The sequence below is a fragment of the Syntrophus sp. (in: bacteria) genome (genome assembly GCF_040768185.1).
Taxonomy (GTDB): Bacteria; Desulfobacterota; Syntrophia; order Syntrophales; family Syntrophaceae; genus Syntrophus; species Syntrophus buswellii.
Window position 1 is genome coordinate 218,679 of sequence record NZ_JAXGNC010000003.1, and the last position, 18,770, is coordinate 237,448.

At 63.1% G+C, this 18,770-nt stretch carries 10 protein-coding genes; all 10 read left to right on the forward strand.

All coding sequences use genetic code 11. From position 1 onward, the window contains the following. The first annotated feature begins 34 nt into the window (after window positions 1–34). Genes AB3175_RS05300 through AB3175_RS05345 form a run of 10 tightly spaced genes read left to right on the forward strand, consistent with a single transcriptional unit; the run spans window position 35 to window position 18,548 of the window. Entirely contained in the window at window positions 35–499 is a 465-nt protein-coding gene (locus AB3175_RS05300; protein ID WP_367359906.1) for a hypothetical protein, read from the forward strand. Beyond that, complete coding sequence (locus tag AB3175_RS05305; RefSeq protein ID WP_367359907.1) at window positions 496–2,217, forward strand: hypothetical protein; 1,722 nt, start codon at window positions 496–498, stop codon at window positions 2,215–2,217. The genes AB3175_RS05300 and AB3175_RS05305 overlap by 4 nt, the downstream gene beginning before the upstream one ends. 2 nt (window positions 2,218–2,219) lie before the next feature. Continuing rightward, complete coding sequence (locus AB3175_RS05310) at window positions 2,220–3,494, forward strand: hypothetical protein (RefSeq protein ID WP_367359908.1); 1,275 nt, start codon at window positions 2,220–2,222, stop codon at window positions 3,492–3,494. Window positions 3,495–3,503: 9 nt separating this feature from the next. Continuing rightward, complete coding sequence (locus AB3175_RS05315) at window positions 3,504–4,004, forward strand: hypothetical protein (RefSeq protein WP_367359909.1); 501 nt, start codon at window positions 3,504–3,506, stop codon at window positions 4,002–4,004. A 56-nt stretch (window positions 4,005–4,060) separates the two neighbouring features. Beyond that, window positions 4,061–5,029, forward strand: coding sequence for a hypothetical protein (locus tag AB3175_RS05320; RefSeq protein WP_367359910.1), 969 nt, complete (start codon window positions 4,061–4,063; stop codon window positions 5,027–5,029). Continuing rightward, window positions 5,029–6,318, forward strand: coding sequence for a hypothetical protein (locus tag AB3175_RS05325; protein WP_367359911.1), 1,290 nt, complete (start codon window positions 5,029–5,031; stop codon window positions 6,316–6,318). Before AB3175_RS05320 ends, AB3175_RS05325 begins: the two co-directional genes overlap by 1 nt. Window positions 6,319–6,324: 6 nt before the next feature. Beyond that, complete coding sequence (locus AB3175_RS05330) at window positions 6,325–7,233, forward strand: hypothetical protein (RefSeq protein ID WP_367359912.1); 909 nt, start codon at window positions 6,325–6,327, stop codon at window positions 7,231–7,233. Further along, the gene (locus tag AB3175_RS05335; RefSeq protein WP_367359913.1) at window positions 7,233–8,807 is read left to right on the forward strand and encodes a hypothetical protein; all 1,575 of its coding nucleotides are present in this window, start codon (window positions 7,233–7,235) and stop codon (window positions 8,805–8,807) included. Before AB3175_RS05330 ends, AB3175_RS05335 begins: the two co-directional genes overlap by 1 nt. Further along, window positions 8,804–12,091, forward strand: a complete 3,288-nt coding sequence (locus AB3175_RS05340; protein WP_367359914.1) for a hypothetical protein — start codon at window positions 8,804–8,806, stop codon at window positions 12,089–12,091. Before AB3175_RS05335 ends, AB3175_RS05340 begins: the two co-directional genes overlap by 4 nt. Window positions 12,092–12,125: 34 nt before the next feature. Then, the gene (locus AB3175_RS05345) at window positions 12,126–18,548 is read left to right on the forward strand and encodes a hypothetical protein (protein WP_367359915.1); all 6,423 of its coding nucleotides are present in this window, start codon (window positions 12,126–12,128) and stop codon (window positions 18,546–18,548) included. The last annotated feature ends 222 nt before the right edge of the window (window positions 18,549–18,770 follow it).

The window sequence follows — 18,770 nt, forward strand, 5'->3', positions numbered from 1 at the left end:
CAAGGAAGAAGAGAGAAAGGGCGAACCGGAAAACATGAACGACATCCTCGGCAGGGACATCTGTGTCCTCCCTTATTTGACGGCCCATGACGCGGCGGAGGTCGATTTTTCCGTCTTCAGCAGACCCGACACCTCCAGGAAGGCCCAAGCCGGATCTTCGCTGGAAGACATCGCCGTCGTGGAGAATCGGCACAATCTGGCCCAGGCGATCATCCTGCGGCTCCTGACACCCAGGGGCTCCCTGGCGTCCCTGGGACACGCCGCGTACGGTTCCCGGCTGAGCGAGCTCATCGGGCGGCCTAAAACAAGGGCCATCCGCAACCTGTGCCGGCTTTTCGTCCTGGAAGCGCTGGCCCAGGAGCCCCGGATCGAGCCGAAGGCCGTCTCCTTCCAGTTTGACGAGACGGCGGAATCCAACGACAACCTGGTCTTCAGCTGCCAGGTGAAACCCCTGAACAGCCAGGACCCCCTCGCCATTTCTCTTGAGGTATCCCTATGAGTTTTTCGCCCCGTACATATGAGGAGATTGTCCGTGACCTTTTGACCACCCTGACCTCGGGAACTGTCCGGGAGCAGGTCAAGGTCCTGGAGGCAGGCGGACAGCACGTTACGGAAAAACTTTCCTCCCGGCCCGTGCGGCGCGTCTCCTTTGTGGAAGAAATCCGGACCGACGAGCAGGGTAAAAGGACGAAGATCCGTTATACGGCGGCCGACTACGAGCTCTTCGCCTCCGACGGCTCGGAAAACAATCTCGACACGATCCGCTTCCGGAAAGGAAAACAGCACCCCGAAACGGCTTCGATCCTCTCGGTCAACTACTACCCCGTCTCGGCCGATCCGACGCCGCTGACGGACCTCAATGTGGGATCCGTCGTCCGCACCCTGATGGAAACCTTCGCCCGGGAGCTGGCCCTGAGCGATCTCTCCCTCGACTTCATCTACAAGTCGGCCTATCTCGAAACGGCCACGGGTCCGTCCCTCGATAAAGTGGTCGCCCTGGTGGGCGTCCAGAGGCTGCCGGCGGGGCATCCCACCGTCAAGGTCCGTTTCTCCCGCAACGCGGCCAGCCCCGGACAAATTTCGATCCCCGCCGACACGGCCATCGTCGATGCCAAAAACAACCGGTACCTGACCCTGGAGGCCCTCGTTCTCGAACCCTACGAGAGCAGCCGCGAGGTCCTGGCCGCCGGGGAGAAGCCGGGGACGGGGGAAGTCGCCCCCGGAGAACTCAACCGCCTCGAAACCCTGATTGCGGGCATCGCGGAGGTGACCAATCTCAAGGAATCCTCCAAGAGCAGCGCCGCCGAAAGCGACGACGACCTGCGACGACGCGCCGCCGGCGCGCTCCACGGCGTGATGCGAGGCACGGTCAACGCCCTGCAGTACGGTCTCCTCAGCATCCCGGGAGTCAAAAGCGTCAATATCGTTGAATTTCCCAACGGCATTGCCGGCGAAGTGCGGGTGGAGGTCTCCTACAGTGAAGATACGCCGGAGGTGCGCGCCCTGGTGGCCGACCGAATCCGGGAACTCCGTCCCGCGGGCATCCGGGTGATTTCGGGCGAAGCGGCGAAAAGGCCCCTGGAGGTGCAGATCGACCTGACCCTGACGGGCAAGGGCGTTTCGCAGTCTGAACTGGGCCCCCTCAAGACCTCCGTGGAGACGGCCATCGCAAAATACCTGGCGGATCTCCCCCCCGGCGGTTCGGCGCGCCAGGCCCGCATGTCGGCCCTTCTCCTCGCCGACGCGCGGATCGCCGACGCCAAGGTCCGGCTGACCGTTCCCGGCAAGGAGGCCCAGGAGAATCTTTCCCTGGAAAGCAATGAAGTCTTCGAGGTCAAAAAGCCCTTTACCTTTGCCCAGGTCGCCGCCGAAGAGCAGGCCGCGGCGCAGGCGGTCAGCAGCAAGGCGACCTTCTACCTGCCGCTCCACCTGGTCGCAGGCGTCACCGAGGCCCAGGCGCACAGTGCCATCGAGTCCGCACTGGCGGCCTATCTTACCAGCCGGAGCCCCTCGACCCCTGTTTCCGTCGATACGATGGCCGCTTCCATCCGGGACGACTCCCGGTACGCCCTCGTGCGGGACGAGGCCACGATCACCATCGAAAAGGGCGACACCTTTATGCAGCTCGCCGACGCTCAGGGCCAGTATGTCCCCGCTGCCGGGGAGACGATGGAGAAACAGGCCGTTAACCTGGATATCCGGGAGGGAGGCGTCTGATCATGGCCCATCTCGACGACATGACCGGCCGGATGCCGCAGCTCTACCGTGACGGAGAGATCCTTCGCGGCGTCCTGACGCAGCCTGCCATACAGCTGGAGATTCTCGACGAGTTGGGGCGCCTTATTGCCCAGAGCCACTGGTTTGATGCGGCCTGGAAGCGGGAGGATGTGGTCCGGCTGGCCCGCCTCCTCGATATTGAAGCCCAGCCCTGGCAGGATACCGATGAATTCCGCGCCTGGGTCCATTCCCTCCGAAACGCCTGGCTCCGCCATTCAGGAAGCGTGACCGTCGCCGGCCTTCAGTCCTTTGTGAAAGAATACGTGGAGCGTTATTCCCGGGCCGTCGCCATCTCGGCCGTCCCGCCCCTCACCCTGTGGACCGATTTCCCCGATCCGTCCGCGGCCGCCTTTGTCGAGAATCCGGGCCGCAGGAGAATCCTGCCTGCGGGGCCTTCGGCTCTTCAGCCCCTGGCGCTCTTTCCCGTCGTCAATCGCGGCCTCGATCCCGTCCCAATCCGGTTCCTGCTGCAGAATCTTTCCGGCGCCCCGGAATACGTGCCGCTGATCGCCAACGTGACGACAGGCCAGGCCCTGATCTACAAGGGGACGATCGGTCAGGGGGAACGGCTGTGGATCGATATCGCAAAGGACGGCACCGCAACGGGCACCTTCGAGGACCGCGAGGTGAGCGACCGCCTCGTGTCCATCGCCGATTTTTCGCCGGGGACCCCTTTTGAGAGCAACGCCATCGCCTCCCCCGCCCGGGCGATGACCCTGAACCGGGGGGAAAATACACTCTGGTTCTTCCCCTGCGCCCTTTTCGACGAACAGGGGCTGGACCGGTACCTCTCGGCCCTGGCGGCCCTGAACATTTCCCAGGGAGTCTTTGATTCGAGCGCCTTCGATTCGAGCCTCTTCAGCCAGGATGCCCTCGTACAGATTTTCGTGGCCTACGAGGAGGCACAACCGGCCAGCTTTTCCATCGAGCTGCCCGCCGGCCTGATGCTCTCCGAAGCAGGGCAGATCAAAGAAGCCCTGGAAAAACGGGAAACCCTCGCCTCCTCCCTTCAGGAAGGGGTGGACAAGCTGAAAGCGGCGGGCGTCCAGGGCAAGGTGACGCTTCTGGAACTGCAGGAAGTCCAGTTCCAGCGGGATTATCTCAAGGACTCCACACCCAAGCGCTTCAAGTCTGCAGGACCGACGGGGACGGACCAGGAACCGGCCATCGGGGCCATGTTTGAAAAAACGGGATTAAACTACTCTATTTTCCATTGAGGGAAGACCATGCAGGGAAAAGTTCGAATGCTCCTTCTGGACGCGCAGGGGAAACCCCTTGCGGAACGCAGTTCAAAAAACTCGGTGATGCGCGGGGGCGGAGAACTGATCGCCCGCCTCTTCGCCGGGCAGGGATCGCCCATTACCCACATGGCCGTGGGGACCAGCGATGCGGCGACGCCGGACGATTTTTCCCTGGCCGGGTTGAAAAACGAGGCCGTCGGCGAGATCCCGGCCCTGACGGGGGAAACCGATGTGGAGCTGGCCGCGACGGCCTTTTCCATCGCGGTCAATGCCGAAAAACGCCTCGTCACGGTGAAGATCCGGGGGACGATGCCCAATGCCTCCGCCGTGGGCACGATCCGCGAGGCGGGTCTGCTCTCCAAGGGCGAAGGCGGCACGGTCCTCTACAACCGGGTGACCTTTGCGCCGCTGACCAAGGGCAACGACCATGAACTGACGCTGTTCTGGGACGTCTCTTTCCCCTACGGCGATCTCCAGTGGTTCTAGACATAAAACAGGAAGGCTTTCTCCGATAAGGAACAGTTTAAAAAAGGAGTGTCCCTATGGCATCGTTTCAATTCAAAATGACGGGGTTTCCGGCTGCCAACCGCGACGCGGTGATTCAGCTGGTCAACGAATCGACGGGGAAAACGGTGGAGCGCAAGCCCTTTCTCGACGGGACCCTGACGGTCGCGGACCTCGATGACGGCTACTACCAGATGAAGGTGGTCCATCCGAACCTGGTGAATCCCATCGTCCAGAAGCGGATTCGGCTTTTCCCGCAGATCCCCCCCACGGTGGTTCCCATCCCGATTCCCGAAACCCTTTTCAAGGACGCGCCGATCCGTGATGTCCCCGATGCGGATCTGACGCCGGTACAGCAGGCGGCGGCCACGGTCAAGGGGCAGCTGGGACCCATCGGCAGCAAGACGCCGGGGGAGGCCATCAAGAGCGCCGACTGGAACCTGCTGGTCAACGGCGTGGCCGATCTCGCCAATGCCGTGGCGCAGCTCACGCAGCTCGTTTCGCCCAGGGGCCACGATCATCCGGAAATCGGAGAGAAGATCGCCGAGGTCCAGGGCAATATCCGGCGCTTTGCCGAGGCCTTCGGCAAGTCCCTCGTGGAGCTGCAGCGGGAGATCGAGACGGAGAACCTGGACCGGAAGGTCGACAATGTCCTCGATGCGGCGGAGGCCTCGCAGGCCATCCGGGACCGGGTCAAGGGGCGGATCAACGAACTCAAGGATATGGTTCAAACCGACACGACGATCTTCACGAACAAGCTGGCCAATGCGGGAAGCTTCCTGCTGACGGAAATCAACGAAATGGCCGTCGCCAAGGGCGACAAGGCCGGGGAGTTCCTCAATACCGAGTCCGTCAAGAACACCATCGCTGTGGCGACCCAGTATTCCGATACCGGCGCGGTGACCACGACGGAGCAGGAGATTTCCACTTATCGCAAGACCACCGCTACGGGCGGAAGCAAGCTGGGAACGCTCGTCGGTGCGGCAAAAGGCGGGGGAGGTAAATAATGGCGACGGCTTCCGACCTGGATCGCCTCAAGGCGCTCCTTGAGCTGCTGGGACCCCTTTCTCAGGTCAAGCCGGGACAACCCGTGACGGCTGAGGCCTGGAACACCCTGGTGTCGGTCCTGATGGAACTGACCCGGAATATCCTGACCCACGAACAGGACGAAACGGTGCCGTCCCACACCCACGAAGAGCAGGTGGCCCTGAGCTGGCTCAATGCCCGCCTCCGCTCCCTCGTGGAGAGCGGCCCCCTGGCCGATCCGTCGGCGGTGCGGCGGATGCTGCTGCTGGAGCGCAAGGTGGACGAGGTCGGCGGGCGCGCCGATGAAGCCCACCGCAATCTCGGCGAAGTCCGGACACGCCTGTCCGAAGTGGCGACCCGGGATCTCGTGCGGGAAGCGACCCTGACCAAGGTGGGCCTCAAGGTGCAGACCCTGGGCGACGGCCGGGACGATGTCCTGGCCCTGCGGAGAAGTCTCGATACGATCCGGACGGATGTGCAGACGGCCGTCGAGGTGGCGGAGAAATTCAAAACCGGCGGGGAGATCGCTGATTTCGAAAAGATCCATTCGCGCCTGAGGGCCCTGGAAGTTCTCAAGGAGCGACTGACGATGCCCCAGGGCGACCTCCTGGACGCGGTAGCGCTGGAGAAACGTCTGACGGAATTGAACAACACCTACGTGACGAAAGAGGAGCTCTCCGAGGTCCTCGGAGGGAAGCTGCCGGAGAACGCCATCCCCGACCTGTCCCGGATCAAGGAGGAGCTTTACGACTCCGTGGTGACCGCCGTCCGTGAGGAGCAGGGCAAGAGGGAAGAGCGCCTCAAAGGGGAACTCCTGGCGGCGATCCCCGATGTCGACGCCGCCGTGGAACGGGGCATCAAGGAGAAGGCCGCAGTCCTGATGAAAGAGGAAATGGCGCGCCTTCAGAACCAGATCCCGGAACTCATCGAAAAAGGGCTCTCCGGCAAATGGGAAGAGCTGGTAACCCGGAGGATCCAAGAGGTCCTCGCGGAAACGAAGACCGAAATCGGCCGGGAAGTGCGGGGGCAGGTCGTGGAGCAGCTGCGGATGGAATACCAGAAGCCCGTCTTCGACGACAACTTCCTGGTCATCAAGGGCATCGGCGAGGCCTACAACGAAAAGCTCAACCAGGCCGGTATCTTCACCTATACCGACCTGTCCGCCAGAAGCCCCGAAACGGTGGGCCGGATTCTCGGCCTGACGCCGACGCAGGTCATTAAACTTCAGATTGTGGAACAGGCGAAAGAACTGGCCGCAAAAACCCGGTAAGCCTTTATGATTACGGATTTCGAACAGGAACTGGCCGCATATCTGAATACGCACCTGGACGCCCCTTTTGCGGGCCGCGTGTCCGTTTCCGACGGCGACGCCAAGGGCGGCGGGGCTCAGCCCGCGATCCTCGTAGGCGTGACCCGGACGGCCTGGCAGCCCGCTGAGATGGGACCCAAACACGGCGAAATCGTCCCCGGCTCGACCGATCTGCGTCGCGTCCTGCGCCTGATCTGCACTGCCGAGATCGGGGTTTACCCCTCCTCCTCGGGCAAACGCGGCCAAGAGATCTCCGGCATGGAACAGATCGCCTATCTTCTTGACGCCCCGGAACTCCGGAACGGCAAGGCCTTCGAGAAACCGGGGGACCAGGGATTTATCATCCACTCCCTCCAGGTGACGGGAGGATCGGCTCCCCTGATCTCCGGAGGCACGGCAGCGACAGGATTGACCCTGGAGGTTCGGGGCTGGTTCTGGCCGAAAGGCAAACCGGGGAAGACCGGCATCGCCATCGCCCGTGTCCGCGTTCGCGGCGTCGGGCTGACCCTTTCGATTGCCCCTTCTCCGGCGGTGCTCCGAGCGGGCGGCCCCCCTCAGGAATTTTCCCTTTCCCTGCCGGCGATGGGACCGCTGGCCGTTACGGAATCCGGCGCCGCCTCGGCAGGGCCCTTCGGAAGGCTTTACTGCGCCCTCCGCACCCGGGACGGCTCCAATCCGCTGGGGACCCTTTCCGGCGGCGTCGCCGCCCTTGACGGCGGCCGGCTGATCGAACTTACCGGGGAGGAAGCCCTTCTCACCTATACGCCGGGGGCTCAAGCCACGGTGGAGGATCTCGTGATCGCCCTGGACAACGGGGAATCGGGTGAAGGAATCGAACTGGGCCGGGTGCCCGTTGAAACCGTCGAGGAAATGTGATGGCCTTCGTTTCAATCAAGGATGAGGCGAAAAAAACCGTGGGGATCGAGACCACGCCGGTCTATTACGGCAAGGTGGAAGTTCCCCCTGTTGCGTTCTTCGTCGTCCCGCCCGAAGTAATCTCCCTGTCCGATGAAGGCCACGAGATTGCGGTCTCCTGGAAACCGGCGGAAGGAGCCACGAAGGCGGCTGTCACCTCCGCCTCCCTCACGCTGGCGGCGGCTCTGGTGAAGCGGCCGGTCAACGCCACCGTCTCTCAGGAAGGCGCTCACCGCGTCCTGAAATTCGGCGCCTCCGTGACCGTCACTCAACTCGTCTTTGCGGATCTGAAAATTCCCGCGGAAGGCGAATCGGGAGAAATACCCCTGCGGCAGACCTCGGATCTGCCGGCGGATCGGCGCCTCGTCGTCTCTGCGGCGGATGCCGCGGGGAACTACTACCCCATGGCGACGGCTCCGGCCTCCCCCCAGCGCGAAATGCTCCCGCCACCTGTCGGCACGGCGCAGTTCGCCTCTTCGACACTGAGCTTTTCGGGCATCAAGACGGACAAGATAAGACTCAGCCTGGTCTCGGGAGGGTTTCCCGAGGACTATGAGCCGAAGGCCTTCGAGGTCGGATCGATCACCGCCTACGCCGACTTCGGCCCGTCGGACTGCCGGGTGGTCGATGGAGCGGACAAGGCGCTCTGGTCTTTCCCCGGAGAGCTGCCGGCCACCCTCCCGCCGGCGGAGATCGATCTGAAGATCCCCCTGGAGACGGCCCTGAATGACACGATGGCGAAGGGGGAAGCACCCGCCGCCTCGTTCCGGATTCAAGGCGGCACGGACGGGAAAGTCCAGCTCTGGAAGGGGGCCTTTCACGGCCATCTGGCGCATCCCGTTCCCGGCATTACAACCGTGGAACTCGCCGGGGAAACCTCGCCCCTTCCCTGCTTCGTCACCCTGCCGGCGGAAGCGCCCACTTCGGCAATCGGGGATCTGACCCTCCGCTATTCGGGCATCCGGCTCTCCGCCGGGTTGAACGACCCCGTACCTGTCCGTGCGGCGTCGGGGACGATTGTCGGAGCGGGGGATGTGGTCCGGCCGCTGCCGTCGGCCCACCTGGAAGGTCTGCCTCTCGCCCGGATCGGCCTGATCGGTCGAGCGCCGCAGAAATGCGAGCTGGCGGTCCGCCTGGTCCGGATGACCAACGGCATTCCCGCCGAGACGATCGGCACGGAGACGGTGATGACCGTGGAGCCGTCCCCCTCTTTCAGTCTCGAGTGGTGCACGCCCAAGCGGGTCGAAATCGGCAGCGGCACCGTCGGCCTTGCGGTCCGCGCCGTCTCCGGACAGTTCTTCTGGGTGAAGGGAAACGAAGATCCTTCGGTGAAGATCGCCCTTTACGACGACAACCCTTCTCTCCAACCGGTTTTGCTCAACGGGGAGACGCTGGTGCAGGCCGGTGCGGAAGAGATCCATCTTCCTGGATTTTCCTTTCCCACCGCCCCCTTTGCCGGGACATCTCCCCTTCTGGAGAGCCTCCTCTTTTTAACCGTCGACCTTTCGGATCTCGAACTGAGGTATGACCGATGAGCCTTCTGGACGAGCTGACCAGCCTCGATATTTCAAGCATCACCAACGCCCGGGGGTCCCTTTCCCTGACCCTGAATTCCGATGCGGTGACAAACCTGATCGGCAACGGGGCCATCTCCACAGCCCTGGGCAGCCTGGGCGGCGGCATCGGCGCACTGCAGGCCGACATCTCCGAACCGGCTTCACTCCTTCAACCTCTGGTCGAGTCGGTGGTTTCTTTTACCGACGGCTTTTCCGTCGACTCCCTCCCCCTGGCCGACTACGTCCGGGCGGTCGGCGACGGCGCGGCCCTGATCGTCTCCCTGCTGGAAGGTCTGGACAGCGATCCCCTCAAGCTGGGCAAGGTGCTGGGCATCTTTTCCGGCGATGCCCTCTCGAAGGCGACCTCCCTTTTCGAGGGCTATACCAGCATGGATCTCTCCAGCCTGGGCCGTTTCCGCAGCCTGCTGGATACGGTCGAGCGGGGCGTTCCCTCGGATCCCGCCCTTTTCGCCGAACTGGCGATGGACATCCTGGTCCCCATTCCCCGGACGTCCCTGCAGAGCATCCGCCTCTCCGTCGATGCGGTCCTGGCCGATGCCGGGAGCATCAGCTTCCCCCAGGGACGCAACGCCGGGCTCCTGCTGGCGCTGAACAACGTCACGGCGGCAGCCAACGCAGGAGATGCGGTCAGGCTCAATGCGGCCCTGGCGGCCCTGCAGGTGGCGCGGGCAAACACCGTCGCCTCGGTCGGCGCCGACCTGGAGCGCATCGTGGGGCTCATCGACCGCCTTCCCCTGGATCAGCTGGCGGCCCCCCTCGAAGAGGCGGGAGCGGCCCTGCAGCGGGCGGAAAAGGGCATCATGGAGTTTTTCAAGATGATCGGCGATTACCTGGATTACGCCAAGGCTTCCGTCAACGAGATGGATGCGGACATGATCCGGGAGATGCTCCTGTGGCTCAACGCGCTGGTCGAGGACTCCCTGAAGCGCTACATCCGCGACCCCATCGAAGCCCAGATTAAGCGCGCGGAAGATTGGATGCGGGGGCTGCTCAACCATATCCCCCTGGCCTCCTACCGAGCCATGATCACGGATTTTCTCCTCTCCATCGCCAAGGCGATCAATGACGCCGATCTGGACAAGCCCGCCCGGAAGGTGCGCGAACTCCTCAATACGATTGAATCGGCCATCGACCCGGATGCCCTCAAGGCCGAAATCGAAGGCGTCCTGGGCGGAATCGAGGAGGTCTACAAGGGCGTCCTGGACACGATTCTCAATTCGCTCGAAACGGTGAAAGGCGGCATCGACACGGTTGCGGCGGGGGCCAAGACCGTCCTCGAAAAGGTACTGGAGGCCCTGAGATCCTTCCGGCAGGTCATGGATGAAATCAAGACGGCCGTGGACAGTCTGGGGATCAAGGAAGCCGCCGATTCCGTCATCGGGGCCTTGACCGAATTGCGGCAGACGGCGGAACAGCTTCTGTCGGCGCTGCCGCTGCCCGAGTCCCTGCGACCCGCCATCGAACAGTTGATCAGCGCCATTGAGGGCATCGACCTCGATGAAGTCCTCTCTCCCGTCATGTCGGCGGCTCAGCAGTTCCAGATCCCCGCCTCCGTCGGCGATACGGTGACCCAGGGACTGGCCCGCGCCGCGGAACTGATTTCGAACCTCATCCCCGATACCCTCATCGCCGAAATCGAAGCGGAAATCAATGCCTTCCTCGAAGAGCTGAAGAAATTCGATCCGGCGCAGTTCCTGGGCCAATTGGACGCGTATGTCGACGAGGCCAAGTCCTTTCTGACCGGTCTTGACCCGCGCCCCCTCGTGGAGGAGATCCGCGGTCCTTTTCAAACCGCCCTCGACGCCATCGACCGGTTTTCCCCCGCGCGTCTTCTGGAACCGGTGGCAGAGGCATACGATTCCCTGCTGGCAAGCATTTCCCTGCCCTCTCCGGATTCGGCTCTGGACGCCACCCGCACCGCCCTGAACGGCATCGGCGACTCCGTTGTCAGCGGCATCGCCGGAACCGTAGGCCAGGGGACGGGCGTGCCGACAGCCGGTTCCTCGTCGTCATCGGGAGGAGCCGTTTCCTCAGCGCCCTCTTCATCATCGTCTTCATCGACGGCGTCGACCAGCGGTCCTCCGCAGCCCGAACCGAAATTCAAACCGGGCGATGTGCTCCGCATGCTGGGCTATCTGCCGAACAAACTCCGGGAGGCCCTTTCCGACCTCGAAGCGGGAGCGGCCGGCGACGCCCTGGAGGCCGTGGACCGGCTGTGCGGCGGACTGGCCCGTGACCTGCGGAACGTGAAGGCGGCGATCTGGGAGATCGGCGAACGCTTTGAAAGCGAAACCAACGCCTTTTTCGCCCCTCTCGCCAAGGCTCAGTTCGAGGCTCAGGTGGCCATTTCCGGAAACTTCTCGGCGGGGTCCTTCAACGTCAGCGGCTCCCTGGCGGTCGTCGCCGAGGCGGGACCGGGCTCAATGCGGGATGCCCTGGGTCAGGGAGCAACGGCCGTTTCGGATCAGGTCCGGACACGGGCGGCGACCCTCGCGGCCTCCGTGGGCGTCAAGCTGGAAAAGGCGGCGGACGCCCTGGAACGGTGCAGCCTGAGCGGACTGACCGGCGGTCTGGACGACCTTCTCGCCGCCCTCGATGTGGAACCCATCGCCCGGAAACTGGATGACCTCCTCGCCGCCATGATGGCCAAGGTCCCGACCCTGATGGCCTCCCTGGAAGAAGAGCTCAAGGCCTTTGTCCAGCGTCTCAAGAAAAACCTGACGATGTTCAATCCCGGCTTCCTGGCGCAGAAGTTTCTCGGCCTGATCGATCTCCTCAAGGAGCAGCTCGATCTCCTGGACCCGCAGCGGCTGGCGGCGGAGCTGGGGGAGATCCACAAGGCCATCCGGGACACGATCGCCGCCTACGACCCCGCCGTCTTTGCCCAGGAGATCTGGGAGATCATCGACCGGCTGATTCAGGGGCTCGATGTTCTGAAACCCTCGGAACTGCTGGCGGGTTTTTCCTTCTCCAACGAGTTTCTCAACAAGATCAAGGCCGCCGTGCCGACGGAGGCGCTGAAGGACATCGACCGTTCCCTGGACGAGGTGGGCGCGGAGTTGGCCAAGATCGATCCGGCAGGACTTCTGGAATCCATCAATTCTCTGGGGCCGCGGCTCGTGGAAGAATTCGAAGCAGCATTGGAACGCATCAAGCAGGAGATCCTGGCCCTGCTGAACGCCATCCGGTTCCAGGAGACCTCGGGATCGGCGTCGGTCAGCGTTTCCGGCTCCATCGGCTGATTGGTTCTCAGGGTAAAGGAGGATTCAGAGTTCTATGACCACCGCAGCGGCAACCGATTCCATCAAATCAGAAACCGTTTCTGAAAATTTCCTTCTTCCCGGCACGACGACGGAACTTCTCTATACCCGCAACGAGGCCGGCTGCCTGCTGGAGATCTCCGCCAACGGCAGGACCTATCTGCGCTATGACCGAGGCTGGCGGGTCTTCGACGACGGCTTCGTCTCCATGAGCCAGACGGTCACCCCCGGCGGCATCCTGCGGACCGTCCGGGCGGGAAGCGATACCTGGTGCGAAAAGTATCTCTGGGATGCCGCGGGGTTGATGACCCACGTCGACGGCGTCGAGATGGACTATGACAGCGGCAAGCGCATCGTCGCCTGCCGGACGCCGGATGGGACCTGGCGTTACGAATACGACGGCGACGCCCTGTCCGCACTGGTCACGCCCCGGGGAAGACGCAGGATCCAGCTCAACTTAGAAAAGCGCCCCATCGCCTGCCTCGCGGAAGGCCGCATTTTCCTCCTTGACTACGACGGATCGGGCCGGCGACTCGATCTCCCTTCCCTGCCGCCGACATTCTGCATCGATGATCTCGGCCGGCTCTGGACGATCAAGGACCGCAAGGGAACCGTCCGCCATACCTTCCTCTGGGACGGCTTTTCCTGCCTGGGCCGCATCGACGGCAACCCCGGAGAGCCGCTGGCCGTTGTCTTTTCCCTTGACTGCACCGCCACCCCGGTCCGCATGATTTCCCGGACGGGCGTCACCCGGCTGCACCGCGACGCCTTCGGCGAATCCCTCCTGGCCCACGATGCCGTCCCCGGTCTTTTCGGGGCCGCTTGCTACGGCCGCTTTATGCACTATCGGTCGCGGCTCCTGGATCCGCGCATCGGTTATTTCACCGCCCCCGATCCCCTGGACGGTACCGCCGGCGATCCGCGCCGGGAAGACGGCTACGCCGGGTCCCTGCCCGTTGAAAAGCCGTCCGCCGGTCCCTATTGCGTCTGCCAGAACAATCCCGTCAGCCGCGCCGACATTCAGGGCGAATCCTCGGGAGGCTGGACGTTTCTCATGGTGCTCAGCGATCTGACATGGTCGCTGCAGAACAACATCGTGGGCTGGCTCGGCTACGAGGGATTCCTCAGCCTCTGGGGAAGCATCTTCAGCGGCAACGCAGACCGCTACGGCTGGTCTCAAGGGGTCCACAGCGACCGCACGGGAAGTTACGGCGTGCTCCGGGACGGCGCTTTCGCCAACGACCGGGCCAAAACCTTCCAGCACATCATCATCGTCAACCAGGAAGAAATCGAAAATCTGGCCGATGTCCGGGTTTTCGCCCCCAATGAGGAATTCGTCCCCACCTATTGCGGCACCGTTCTGCTCGTAACGCCCGAGAGCGGCAGGCCGTTTCTTTTGCGCGGGGCGCGGCGAAAAGGTTCGATGCAGACCAACCATCTGCCCCTGACCTGGACGCGCTACGGAGGACCGGCAAAACCCGTCATCCCCGGCTCACCGGTCCCTGCTTTCCCCAGGGGGGGATTCCATTTCGACACCCGGACCGGCTTGCGCGGACCACAGAGCGCCACCTGCACCGAATGCGTCGTCGGGACGAAATGCGCGGTGGGCACTCTGGAAAGGCGTTTCATTCTCGAACTCGGAACCACCGGAACGGGAATCGCCCAGGATTCCTGGCTGCTGCTGACGGATACGGTGGGGGGCTATGCCATTGCCAAGGTGCTGTCCGTCGAGGAGCGGAGCGGAAAAACGCGGCTCCGCGTCGATACGGCGGAAGGGACGATTGCGGCAAATTCCGTTTCGGTCCGCCCCCTGACAAGCAGGGGCACGGAAGACCTGCCCCGGGGCGGTCAGCCCGATGCCCTTGACTGCGCGACGGCAACTCAGAATTATTATTCCGTCAACGATCCCCTGCGGATTACCGCGGACAATGTCGTCCTGTCCACCTCCATCAAGTCCTTCGACACCGAAATGACCGTCGATGTGGCCCTGCCCGGAGACTTTACCGGAACGGTCACCCTGACGACGGCACAGGCGTCGGAAGGCCCTTTTGAAGCGAAGGTCTCGGCCACACCCAATACCCTTTCCTTCGTGAAAGCCGACGGCAGCCCGAGCCCGACGATTCCGGAGGCGGGAGAATTTCTCGTCGCCGCGAGCGCTACGGCAAATCCGCTCGCCCTGAAGATCACCGGCCCCGGAGGGACCGCCACGGACCGCCTCGTAGACCGCGACCCCTCTGTCCTGGGCGCGGCCGATACGCCCCTCTCCTGGCAGTTCCTGCGGCCTGTCGCCGATCCCCTGGGGACCATTGCCGCGCCGCCTGCAGGTACCACCTTTGTTTTTAACCCGGCGAGAATCTCGACGGCGGCGCCCGGCTTCGTCAAATTTGCCGATTCCGGCCAGCCGATCAAAACCGCCGTCCGCTCCGTTTCCGGGCTCGGCTACCAGTCCATCGTCACCGCCCATCCCCTGCCGGCCGGGACAGGCCCCTGTTCCGTGGAGTGCTTTTCCCGGCAGACGCCTGCCGATACGGGTCCCTACGACAACCGCACCCTGAGCGCCGAATTGACCCTCACGATGGACCCCGCCGATGCGGCGGCAACGGCCAAAGCCCTTCAGCTATCCCAGATCACCGGAGCCCAGGTCACGGACGCCATGCCGGGAGCCGCAACGATCAGCGGCATCGAGATCGCCCAACACGCGACCAGCAACCGCTGGTTCGCCGCCCATTCCACCGCGACGGGAACCTCGGACCTGAAGCCGAATTCCTTCGTTTATCTCCGGAAGGGAACGGATACTCAGATCGCACTGATTGACGAGATCCGCGGAGCCATCGAGCTTACCCGGCCGGTGACGGTCCAGGCAGCGGGCCTTGAACTGGTCCCCCTGGCTGAAAGCGGCCCCCGTTACGATGCCGAGCGAAAGGACGACTCGCATCTCTCCGTCCTGCCCTTCATCGATGTCGGCGGAGCCAGAACGCGGGTCCAGATGCCGCGGTTCCGCGAAAATGAATGCCTGCGCGTCACCTTCACCGCCAACCCGACGGGCTTGCCCGCAAGCGCCGAGGACAGATTCTATCGGATCAAATCCGTTTCCGGAACGACCTGCGAGGTCGAGGGCGATGACCTGATTCTCGCAGCAGACAACGCAACGGATATCCGCGCCGTCCGGATGACCCCGGCCAATCCCGGCACGGGGTGGTCCCGGATCGGAATTGACGGGACCCCTGTCGGTGCAGCGGGCGCCGATGGGCAGGTGACCACCGATAAGATCTCTTTCAAACTCTATGATCTGCGGCCGCGCTACGGAATGGCGGCCGTCGAGGTGGCGGTTGTCAGTGGGGACAAGACCATTGCCGCCCGGGTGAAGACAACCGCCTTCGACTATGAACTCTATTTCGCCGGAGATCCGCCCCTCACCGGCACCGGCATCGACATCCTGGCCCCCGACACCACCAAGATCGACACGGATTTCGCCGCCTCCTTCCGGCGGGAAGGCAACGCCTACCTCCTCGAGGGGACTCTCAACAACGTGAGCGCTGGGACGAATCCCGTCGTGGTCGTTCCCCTCGTCGAAACGGACAGGACGGTCAGCGGCACGCTGAGCTGCGGTTCCACCCTGGTTCCCGATGATCCGGAAAACTGGGAGTTCGATCGCCAGAAGAGCCTCATCGAGCATGAGCTCATTCACACGCGGCAGTGCTGCTGGTTCGGCCCCCTTCTGACCTCCTACATCCCCCTGGGCGCCATCGAAGGCCTCTTCGACGGGATTTCCGAAGGTGAAGACCCGACCTATTCCCCCTATGTCCAGGGCCGGCTGAAAGAGGTCGAAGGAGACTGGTATCTGGTCATTCCGAGCCCCGGAGAGACCTCTTTCGAGGAGGGAACGCCGGTACAGATCTCCAAGGGAGGAAGGACCAGGGAGGTCGAACTCGGTCCCGGAAACACCGGTGAAGGATTCCGCCTTCCCTCTCCGCTCCGTGATTACGGTACCAGTGATGTCTATATCCGCCGACGCCGCTCCAACTGGCAAGGCGTGCCGGAATGGATCATCAACATCCTGCAGATCCTCACCCACGGCGGGATCATGAATGCCACGGTGGGCACGGTCTACGGCGGCCTCTTTTTCCTGATCTACCGGGGGATCTACGGCCTGGCTCATCTGTCGGAGTCCCGCGCCGGCCGCTACTACGATGTTTCCTTCGAAGACAACGGCACCCGTCTCCACCTTACCGGCGATGAAGGTCTGGCGGCCCTGCGCGGTGCAAGCCGGGTCATCGTAAAATCCGGCGAAACGACCGTGGTACGCGAAGTGGCGTCGATCAACGATCATGACATCACCCTCTCCACGCGGGTCAGCTTTATCAATCCAGGTGGCGTTTCCCCCTATTCGACCCATGACCCGACGAGCGCCCTGGACCCCTATAATTACTATCCCGCGCAGGTGGCCGACCTCGATCAGCCGGCGCGCATCACTATTTCACCGGTCAACGGCGAGTCCCTGACGCTCACGGTCTATGACCGGGTCAAGATGCTGGTGGGCAATCAGAGCCAGACCACCGTGGTCATGCACGTCAGCGGGAATACCGCGGAGCTCAAGGACGCGCCGCCCCTTCCCACGGGGGAAACCTCACTGCGGGTGGCCAAGGTCGGCCATAACGACGCCATGGGATGGGTCGACGACTGGCTGCTCGAATATTTCGACATGGGCTGGATGAAATGGCTTTTCGATCCCTACGGGCAGATCGACTACCAGTTCCGTCCTTCCAACTGGACGCAGACCTTCACACGGATTACGCGCTATATCTTCGGCACCCAGTCGTGGTGCGTGATTCCCGGAGCCGGCTTTTTCTGGCACGACAACGCCTTCAAGCAGACCAAGCAGAGGGGGCACATGTCCTGGATGGAGCAGCAGGCCTCTGAGGAAAGCGGTGATCTCTACTCCGCCTTCTGCCGGCTGCGCAATACACCCCGCTATGTGGGCGACATCGGCCGCTTCTGGTATTTCGCCTGGCCCGGCGGAGACCGCAGCAATTTTTCCGTCATCACCGCCAACATGCTTGACGCCCCCGGTGTGCACTACGATGACGCCAACAAGCCGCGGCTGCTTCCCCTGGTCACGGGCGGCGCACCGGCCTCCCAGAACCCCAACGGCGATGCCATGGCCCCCGCCGGCAGTGGAGAATGCCTTGCGGACGGGTTTGTCCGGAGGAACTGGGCAACCCCCAACGACACCACCATGGCCGACCCGCCCAGCTTCGCACCTTCGGAAACCGCCCTTCTCCCCACCTCCGCCGCCCTGGAGCGGTGCGGCGGCACCTATGTGACCTTCACCCGGAGCGGCAAACACCGGATCTCCGTCCCCAACGCCGCCGGTTCGGACATGGCTGAAAGCCTGGAGGTACAGCGGGACTGGGGAAAGCAGAACATCTATTATGAGCTCGATACGGTCGAGGACGTTTCCGTCACCTGCGCCGGACTGACCGTCGCCAACGGCACCGTCCTCACGCTCCTGGAAACCCAGGAGGCGCGGATCAAGGTCACCCCGAACAACACCCGGCGCTATGCCCTTACGGTAACGGACCCGTCGGAAAGCACCTTTGTCCAGGCAAACGATACAGCCCTGATTGCCCGAACGCCCGGCAGCGACGCAGAGCAGCCCGTGGAAATCAGCCGCCGTTATGCCTACAGCGCAGCCGACGGAACCTTCGACGATCCCGGACTCAACCACCACAAAACCCTCTTCTTCGGCGATATCCACGTTCCTGTCCGGCAGTTTTCCGTCAAGATCGTCCGGGATCTCTATTTCCGCAGTGCGATCCCGACTCTCGCGGAGCTTTCGGCCGCCTTCGATTCCCATCGGACCTCGCTCCTCCGGCCCGGCGATACGGCTTATCTGCTCGTCCCGTCCCCGGTTACCGGGGCGCTCAACCGGACCGCCGTTTCCTATCCCGGCAGCCCCCCCTCGCCGGGAAACGTCGATCCCCTTCCGTCCCTGACGGCACAGGAACCGAACCCCGAAGGGTTTGACGACTACCTGGGCGACGGGCTGATTATTCAGGTGACCTTCCCCGCCCAGGAACCGCCCCAGGAAGAAACCCTCATGACCTTCAAAATCGGCATCGGACGGAGCGACAATTCGACGGAAATCGAGACGTCGATCACGCTCAAGCCCCACTTCATGCTCCGCAGCGCCGCCACCTACCAGGTGCCCGCCACGGGCGCCCTGAACCTGACCTGCGAAGTCGCCCCCGGGGATCCGGCAGTGCGGGGCTCAAATGTTGTCGTGACCCCCTCCCAGGGCATCACGACGACCGTTTCAGGCGACGGGCGGACCGTTACGCTCACCACCGCCGGCGCCTCCCCCGGCATCCGAACCGTCAAGGTCGAAGACGCCGACCACGCCGGCCATTTTGCCGTCAGGACCATCGAAGTGGTTTAGGGAAAGACAGGAGAAAGACAGATCCGGAAAAGAACGTGATGTACCCGCTTTTATGAAGGCATAACGCCCTGACAAGCAGCGCGTGCCCAGGAGAGATCAGGACATGTCCGGCAGTTCCTTTCAAAACCGCCGGCAGGAAACGGTACGAGAAAACATTCGGAATGGCGCCGAACCAGGAAACCGGCCTTTAACAGGGAATTTTTACCGGTTCCGATACATCGC

Bases quoted from the DNA above. Each gene is read 5' to 3' on its own strand.
- AB3175_RS05335 (WP_367359913.1), top strand. From the start codon at position 7,233: ATGGCCTTCGTTTCAATCAAGGATGAGGCGAAAAAAACCGTGGGGATC.
- AB3175_RS05320 (WP_367359910.1), top strand. From the start codon at position 4,061: ATGGCATCGTTTCAATTCAAAATGACGGGGTTTCCGGCTGCCAACCGC.
- AB3175_RS05325 (WP_367359911.1), top strand. From the start codon at position 5,029: ATGGCGACGGCTTCCGACCTGGATCGCCTCAAGGCGCTCCTTGAGCTG.
- AB3175_RS05310 (WP_367359908.1), top strand. From the start codon at position 2,220: ATGGCCCATCTCGACGACATGACCGGCCGGATGCCGCAGCTCTACCGT.
- AB3175_RS05345 (WP_367359915.1), top strand. From the start codon at position 12,126: ATGACCACCGCAGCGGCAACCGATTCCATCAAATCAGAAACCGTTTCT.
- AB3175_RS05340 (WP_367359914.1), top strand. From the start codon at position 8,804: ATGAGCCTTCTGGACGAGCTGACCAGCCTCGATATTTCAAGCATCACC.
- AB3175_RS05315 (WP_367359909.1), top strand. From the start codon at position 3,504: ATGCAGGGAAAAGTTCGAATGCTCCTTCTGGACGCGCAGGGGAAACCC.
- AB3175_RS05305 (WP_367359907.1), top strand. From the start codon at position 496: ATGAGTTTTTCGCCCCGTACATATGAGGAGATTGTCCGTGACCTTTTG.
- AB3175_RS05300 (WP_367359906.1), top strand. From the start codon at position 35: ATGAACGACATCCTCGGCAGGGACATCTGTGTCCTCCCTTATTTGACG.
- AB3175_RS05330 (WP_367359912.1), top strand. From the start codon at position 6,325: ATGATTACGGATTTCGAACAGGAACTGGCCGCATATCTGAATACGCAC.